Annotated in this window: 1 protein-coding gene; it reads left to right on the top strand. The window is 67.6% G+C overall.

Translation table 11 applies throughout. The features are described from left to right. Positions 1 to 7: 7 nt before the first annotated feature. On the top strand, positions 8 to 293 hold a 286-nt coding region (locus AMS65_RS17850; RefSeq protein ID WP_277620068.1), incomplete at its 3' end, for an isopentenyl transferase family protein.

Here is a 293-nt window from a genome sequence, read left to right as displayed (position 1 = left end):
GCACGCGATGATCGCGCCGCAAGACGCTGCTTCACCGCGTGTCTGGGCGATCGTCGGGGCAACCGGCACCGGCAAGTCCGCGCTCTCGCTCGACCTCGCTGAACGGCTTGCCGCATCGGGGGTGCGCGCGGAGATCGTCAATGCCGATTCCATGCAGGTGTATCGCGGAATGGATATCGGCACAGCGAAACTGCCACCCGGTGAGCGCCGGGGGATCCCGCATCATTTGTTCGACGCGCTCGAACCCCGAGACGAGGCGACGGTCGCCTGGTATCAGCCCCGGGCCCGCAGCG

The sequence above is a fragment of the Leucobacter celer subsp. astrifaciens genome (assembly GCF_001273835.1).
Lineage (GTDB): Bacteria > Actinomycetota > Actinomycetes > Actinomycetales > Microbacteriaceae > Leucobacter > Leucobacter celer.
Note: the sequence above shows the minus strand (reverse complement) of the source record. Positions and strands in the feature narration are given on the sequence as shown.